Below are 6,513 nucleotides of genomic sequence, written 5' to 3' on the forward strand. Positions count from 1 at the left end.
CAGGATTCGGCCGGCTCTTGAGCACGGGAAGCGTAGTCCTTCCCATCTTCTATCTCCCTACAGAACGACCCAGCGACCTCCATCCACCGCCACCACCTGGCCCGTGATGAACTCCGCGTCGCGGACCAGAAACTGCACGGTACGCGCGATATCCTCGGGTGCGCCGGATCGCTTCAGTGGCGTACTGGAGATGATGCGACGCTTGGCCATATCGTCGAGATCCTTTTCCGGCCACAGGATCACGCCGGGCGCAATTGCATTGACCCGAACCTCCGGACCCAGCTCCCGCGCCAGGGACTTGGTCAACATGATCAGACCCGCCTTGGCGACACTGTAAATCGTATGGTTCTTCAGGGGCCGGTCCCCGTAGATGTCGGCGATATTGATGATGCAGCCACTGTGCTGTTTGAGCAACGGTGCCGCCGCCTGCGACAGGAAAAACGGTGCCTTGAGATTGGTACCGATCAGATCATCCCATTCCCGCTCCCCGGCCTTCCCTACCGGCGTGGGATAGAACGTCGATGCATTGTTGACCAGCACGTCCAGTCGACCGAAGGCCTGTCCGGTTTCACTGGCCAGATTCGACAGGACACCGTTGTTCAGCAGATCCCCGCCGAGGAGTACCACCGATTCCGGCCGTTCGGACTGCAGTTCTTCCTGCAGGGCGCGCGCGCCTTCCTGGGAATTGCGATAGTGGATAGCGATATTCATGCCCTCGGCATGCAGGCGACGGGCAATACTGGCGCCAATACGGTGCGCGCCACCGGTAATGAGAGCTACCTTGTTTGCCAGGGGAGAGTCCGCCATCGCGCGAATATTCGTTATGATGCGAGTTTCACCATACCCGCTAAATTGCGAAAAGACTACCGGCCGCCAACCATGTCCGCAGACGATTCCCCACTCCCGGTATCGGGATTGCCCGAACCCGATGAGGATGAACGCCTACACAGCGAGCGTCTCGCAGCCCTGATTCGTTCCGAGATCGAAGCGGCCGGCGGCGCGATTCCGTTTTCCCGTTTCATGGAACGGGCGCTGTATGCGCCGGGCCTGGGCTACTACAGCGCCGGGGCAAGAAAGTTAGGCCCCGGAGGAGACTTCATCACGGCGCCTGAACTGGGCAGTGTGTTCGCCCGTTGCCTGGCGCGCCAATGTGCGCAGCTGCAAACGGAATCCGGTGGCGACCTGCTTGAGTTCGGTCCCGGCACCGGTGCCCTGGCAGCGGAACTGCTGCAGGAACTGCAACGGCTGGATGCCGTGCCGGAACACTATGTACTGGTCGAAACCAGCGCCGATCTGCGGGAGCGCCAACAGGAGCAGCTGCAACGGACCGTCCCGCAACTAACGGATCGCATCGAATGGCTGGAGCATTTGCCTGCAAGCTTCACCGGAACCGTCATCGCCAATGAGGTTCTGGATGCCATGCCGGTAGAGGTGTTTCGTACAACGGGCACGGGCGTGCTGCAACGTGGAGTCACCTGGAATGATGGCGCCTTCGCCTGGAAGGACGGAGCGGCGCCAGACGAACTCGCGCGGCGTGTTGCCGCGCTCGATCTGCCGCCAGACTACACATCGGAGATCAATCTCGCCGCAGAGGCCTGGATCTCGTCGATCGCAGACATACTGGAACGTGGCGCGGTATTGCTGATCGACTACGGGTTCCCGCAACACGAGTACTATCACGTGCAGCGATCCGAGGGCACACTGATGTGTCACTATCGCCACCGTGCCCACGACAATCCGCTGATTCGCGTCGGCCTGCAGGACGTCACCGCCCACGTGGACTTCACCGCCATGGCCCAGGCCGCGGTCGATTCCGGCCTGGATGTCCTGGGCTACACCAGCCAGGCCGCCTTCCTGCTGGGATGCGGGCTGGACGAACTGCTCGCGCAATCGGATCCGGAGGATGCCCGTTCCCATCTGACCCTGACCGCCGAGGCAAAGAAACTGACCCTACCCTCGGAAATGGGCGAGTTGTTCAAGGTCCTGGCCCTGGGCCGAGGCGTGGAGATACCGCTGAGGGGATTCACCCTGGACGATCGCCGCGGGCGGCTCTAGGTAACAGTTCGGCGGCGCAGCCGAAAGAAGGAAAACAACTGACCGGCCCCCGCCGGAGTATGGTGGGTTTCATCCCTCTGCTCCAAAAACTCGAATTCCATTCCCACTTCCTTTTGCAGGCGCATAGCGTCGTATTGCACGATGGGCAGGCCGCTGCAGCGAATCGGGCCGCCAATGGCGAATGCCGCGATAATGACGTGACCGCCTGCGGGAATCGCCTTCTCTAGCGCCTCGACATACCTGCGGCGATCTTCGGCATCGGTGAGAAAGTGGAATACCGCCCGGTCATGCCACAATTCGTATTCCCGGGATGGCGTAAACTCCGTGATGTCGCCCTCGATCCAGTGAATTTCCCCTGCCGCACCGCCGAGGCGATCTTGGGCGACATTCAGCGCCGTAGCCGAGATATCCAGTACCGTGAGATCGGTGAATCCCAATGAATGCAGTCGGTCCACCAGTACCGAAGCGCCCCCACCGACGTCGATGATGGGTGCATCGGATCCGATTCCGGTATGGGAGATCAATTCCAGGGACAAACTCGGCTCGCCCTGGTACCAACTCACTTCCGTGGATGGACGCCGGGCATATACCTCTTCCCAGTGATGCTTGCGGTTCTCGCTCATATCAACCAAAGACTACTGAGAACCAGGGGGAAATACTCTGATCCCAATCAAGCTGCAGCCTACAGTCTCAAAAAATACGGCACCGCCGTCAGCACTGCGCCAACCCCCACGAGGAGAAGGGTATTGGAAATGAAATACGGAAAGGTGCACAGGGCAAGCCCGACGACCAGAGGCACGGGACGCCGCTGCTTCCTGCCATACATGAAGTAGCCAACCCCTATTCCTCCCCACAACACGCCCCAAAGAAGCGTGGAAGTATTGGTCATCGCCATGCGCTTGCTCCTGGCCTGTCAGCGGAAAAACCTACTTGCGGAAGATATTAATAAGTATAGTCAGGACGATGCTGAGAATCAGCATGGAAGAGATGGGGATAAAAATCCGCGTGCGACCGCTGGCGATGCGGATATCCCCTGGCAGACGACCGAACCAGTTCAGCAGCCAGGGAGCGAACTGCAGGATCAGGCCAATCACCAGCAGCGCGGCGCCCAGCAGGATGATCCAGCGCGCCATAGTGACTATTCCGTTATGGCCCCGTCAAGGAATTCGACTTCGCCGGTCTCGATGGAATATTCGGCGCCAAGCACCCGCAAACCTTCGTCGCGAATCAACTGCTCGAGAATCTCCGAGCCGTGCCGCAGGTGATTCACCGATGCCATGACGTTTGCCCGTACGGCGCCCTGAACCAGGGCGGCCATATCGTCTCGCAGATCCGTCTTCATCAGACCTTCCACCGATGGCCGAACCCGGTCGACGATGGATCGCAGATTGCGCGACTGGCTTTCCGCCGGCCGCTGCAGTTCCTCGATCGTGGCAAGGATGGCACCGCACTGGGTGTGACCAAGCACGACGACCAGGCGGGTACCGAAACGTGACGCCGCAAATTCCACGCTTCCGACCTGGGATGGAGCAACAATGTTGCCCGCGACCCGGATGACAAACAGATCGCCCAGGCCCTGGTCGAAGACCAGTTCCGCGGGCACGCGCGAATCGGAACAGCCCAGCACAATCGCGAAAGGACTCTGTTCCTTCACCAGTTCGACCTGGCGCGATCCGCTCAGCGGGCGTTCTCCGCCCTGGATACTGGAGACAAACCGCCGGTTTCCATCCTGAAGTCGTGTTAGTGCCTCTTGCGCTGTAATCATGAATCTGGACTGACTGTTAAATGTTCCGGAATGTGCCCGTGAAACCTTTCGAAGGCGCCATCATAACCCACATTTTCACTGCATACTGCCAGGCACCTGCCCGGGATTGGACCACTCATAGCGGAGAGCGATGACCGCTCCACCGCCCGCCAACTCGAAATTTCATTTCTCGCCACGCCGGGCACGCCCCGGCGGCAATATTTCCCAGGACTCAACGGCGCCTTTTCGTCTGCGAAACATCGGATGCAAACGAATCTGCTTCGTCCCCTTCAACAAGCGGTATCGACCCGGATCCCGGACCTGCAGTTTCGCCAGCAGGTGATGAAACTCATAGTCGACCTGGCCGGTGGTCACCAGGATGGGTCCGCGGGTACTGCGCCTCGCAATCCGGGACCGGTCAAACCGGTAACCCCGCTCGTCCGCCTCGTCGGCCACCGCGCGCAGATAGGTGGCAATGGCGCCCACCGGATTCGCACTTGCGCGAAAACGAACCAATTGAGGATGGTTTCGATAACCGCGTGTTTCGTCCATGAGCACCTTCTGGGCCAGCAGCCCCTCCCGCCACAGCGCGACCAGGCCTTTTGCATCGAGATAACGGGGATGAAGAGACCAAAGCCTCATTGCGAGCGTCCTCTCAGCGGGAACCCGCGGCACGTTTTTGCTGGATCGGCGGGCAAGGTACGGTCCCGTACGAACAGAAGACGCAGCAATCTCCCCCCTTGGGTTTCAACAATGCCCCACAAGCCTTGCACTCGTAATACCACTGGCAGGAGTCAGCCGGCATTGTCTCCATTTCCGAGTGGCCACACTCGGGACAGGTAATCACGGATTCCAGAACAACGGCATGGTCGGACATGGTCTTTTCCTCACGGCGCGGCGCTTTCCGTTCGGAAGGCAACGAACACGCCCTCGAACTTCCCGGTAATTTCGCCGCCGCAATACAAGGATGCCAGAACCCGGATGCGGGCACGGCCCCTGCGCACGAGCACTTCGACAAAGCGGTCCCAGTCAACGGGATCTGGCGAGATGGCCATCGCAACGAACTGTTCCGCCATCGGCTTCTGGTATTTCACGGTGTTTTGCTGAATTACCACCCGGCTGTGCACCCCCTGGTCTTCCAGGCGCAGATGAATGAGCGTCCACCCGGACAGAATTGCGAGCGCGGATGCACTGCCGCCAAAAACTGTGTCCCTGTGGTTGATGTTGGGTTCGAGCGGAGCGGACAACTCGACCCCGCCATTGCGGGTGGACACCACCGATACGCCCATTGCCCGTGAGAGAGGGATATGTTGATGCAGATACTGCTCTATCTCCGGCAAGTCCATACTGCCTCGCGTCGACTCGATCGAGAATGGAAAATACCGCATCCGGGCGGCAATGGAGCATCGCAGCTGGCGCGGCACCGCCGATTCTGCCAGAGAATTCCCACAAAAAAGCGGGGTCGCAACGGGTATCGGTAAAACTTCCGAATTGCGTCTGCCGCAAGCGTCAAAAATTCGGTAAAGTTGGTGCCCCTACGGAGAAGCGGCCGGCTACCGGCGAGCCGGACGTGGATCCGACAAAGGGACCGGGGAGAACCTGGCGGGGAGCTGACAGCGATGTCCAACGCACTTCATAGCCTGGCACCAGGAACGCGCATTGACTGCTTTGAGATCGGGCAGGTACTCGGTATCGGGGGCTTCGGCATCACCTACAAGGGATACGACCATACCCTGTCCTGTGATGTCGCCATCAAGGAATACCTGCCCAGCAGCGTCGCCCTTCGTGCCGGCGACGGAATCACCGTCGCACCGAAATCCGACCAGGACCAGGATGTGTACAGCTACGGGCTCAACCGCTTCCTGGACGAGGCGCGTATTCTCGCCCGATTCAAGGCACCCAGCATCGTCCGCGTCTCCCGATTTCTCGAAGGCAACGGCACCGCCTACCTCATCATGGACTACGAGGACGGCGAACCCCTGGACTCGTACCTGAAACGAAAACGGGTGCTGGACGAGCACCGGCTGATTTCCATCCTCATACCGATCCTCAACGGGCTGCGCGACGTGCATGCGGAGGGCTATTTCCATCGCGATATCAAGCCCGGCAACATCTATCTGCGCCGCAACGGATCGCCTGTACTGCTGGACTTTGGCTCGGCACGCCAGTCCATGGAGGGTCAAACATCAGGGATCACTGCCATGGTGACGCCGGGATACGCGCCGATCGAACAATACAACATGAACGGCAAGCAGGGTCCGTGGACGGATATATATGGTATGGGTGCCACCCTTTATCGCTGCATCACGGGCACCAACCCGGCCGGGGCCCCGGAACGGATGATGGCTTTACACGCAGGCGAGCCGGATCCACTGACACCCGCTGCCGTCGCGGGCGAAGGGAAGTATGCCGATGAACTCCTGGCGATCGTGGACTGGATGTTGCGGCCCAACATTGCCGACCGGCCGGCAAACGTGGATGAGATTCTTGCCCAGCTTCCCTCCGGAGACGCGATTCCCCGCGAGATCGGACCCATGCGCGCCGGCAGTTCGCGTGCGGGAATGGCTTCGGACGCCACCACAGGTGGTAACCGCATGACACTGTCGTCGACCCAGTGGGGTTCGGCGGAACTTGAAACCCTGATGCGAGATCTCGCGGCGGAGATTGGACCCATGGCGAAACTCATGGTGAAGGAGGCCAGCGCCCGAACCGAC

At 60.1% G+C, this 6,513-nt stretch carries 10 protein-coding genes; 2 read left to right on the forward strand and 8 right to left on the reverse strand.

What is annotated here, in order from left to right; translation table 11 throughout:
* Positions 1 to 57: 57 nt before the first annotated feature.
* Positions 58 to 807, reverse strand: coding sequence for a pteridine reductase (locus P8X48_01030; protein ID MEJ2105896.1), 750 nt, complete (start codon positions 805 to 807; stop codon positions 58 to 60).
* A 72-nt stretch (positions 808 to 879) separates the two neighbouring features.
* On the opposite strand from P8X48_01030, the gene P8X48_01035 reads away from it, so the two are divergent.
* Positions 880 to 2,055 carry a class I SAM-dependent methyltransferase gene (locus P8X48_01035; GenBank protein ID MEJ2105897.1) on the forward strand — a complete coding sequence of 392 codons (1,176 nt, stop codon included), beginning with the start codon at positions 880 to 882 and terminating at the stop codon, positions 2,053 to 2,055.
* Here the strand turns inward: P8X48_01035 and P8X48_01040 are convergent.
* The 7 genes from P8X48_01040 to P8X48_01070 all read right to left on the reverse strand — a co-directional run bounded on the left by P8X48_01040 (position 2,052) and on the right by P8X48_01070 (position 5,145).
* Positions 2,052 to 2,678, reverse strand: a complete 627-nt coding sequence (locus tag P8X48_01040) for a class I SAM-dependent methyltransferase (protein MEJ2105898.1) — start codon at positions 2,676 to 2,678, stop codon at positions 2,052 to 2,054. The genes P8X48_01035 and P8X48_01040 overlap by 4 nt on opposite strands.
* Before the next feature lie 59 nt (positions 2,679 to 2,737).
* On the reverse strand, positions 2,738 to 2,950 hold the full coding sequence (locus P8X48_01045; GenBank protein ID MEJ2105899.1) for a hypothetical protein: 213 nt from the start codon (positions 2,948 to 2,950) through the stop codon (positions 2,738 to 2,740).
* Positions 2,951 to 2,981: 31 nt separating this feature from the next.
* Positions 2,982 to 3,188 (reverse strand): DUF2905 domain-containing protein, encoded by a 207-nt coding sequence (locus P8X48_01050; GenBank protein MEJ2105900.1) that lies wholly within the window; start codon positions 3,186 to 3,188, stop codon positions 2,982 to 2,984.
* A 5-nt stretch (positions 3,189 to 3,193) separates the two neighbouring features.
* Positions 3,194 to 3,820, reverse strand: a complete 627-nt coding sequence (locus P8X48_01055) for a carbonic anhydrase (protein MEJ2105901.1) — start codon at positions 3,818 to 3,820, stop codon at positions 3,194 to 3,196.
* Positions 3,821 to 3,982: 162 nt separating this feature from the next.
* Positions 3,983 to 4,441, reverse strand: a complete 459-nt coding sequence (locus tag P8X48_01060) for a pyrimidine dimer DNA glycosylase/endonuclease V (protein ID MEJ2105902.1) — start codon at positions 4,439 to 4,441, stop codon at positions 3,983 to 3,985.
* A gap of 13 nt (positions 4,442 to 4,454) precedes the next feature.
* Entirely contained in the window at positions 4,455 to 4,676 is a 222-nt protein-coding gene (locus P8X48_01065) for a GDCCVxC domain-containing (seleno)protein (GenBank protein ID MEJ2105903.1), read from the reverse strand.
* A 10-nt stretch (positions 4,677 to 4,686) separates the two neighbouring features.
* A complete protein-coding gene (locus P8X48_01070; GenBank protein MEJ2105904.1) occupies positions 4,687 to 5,145 on the reverse strand; it encodes a thioesterase domain-containing protein in 459 nt (152 codons plus the stop codon).
* Between the two features lie 273 nt (positions 5,146 to 5,418).
* On the opposite strand from P8X48_01070, the gene P8X48_01075 reads away from it, so the two are divergent.
* Positions 5,419 to 6,513: serine/threonine-protein kinase (locus P8X48_01075; protein MEJ2105905.1), on the forward strand; the 1,095-nt coding region annotated here is incomplete at its 3' end.

Source organism: Acidiferrobacteraceae bacterium (genome assembly GCA_037388825.1).
In the GTDB taxonomy this organism is placed as follows: Bacteria; Pseudomonadota; Gammaproteobacteria; order Acidiferrobacterales; family JAJDNE01; genus JARRJV01.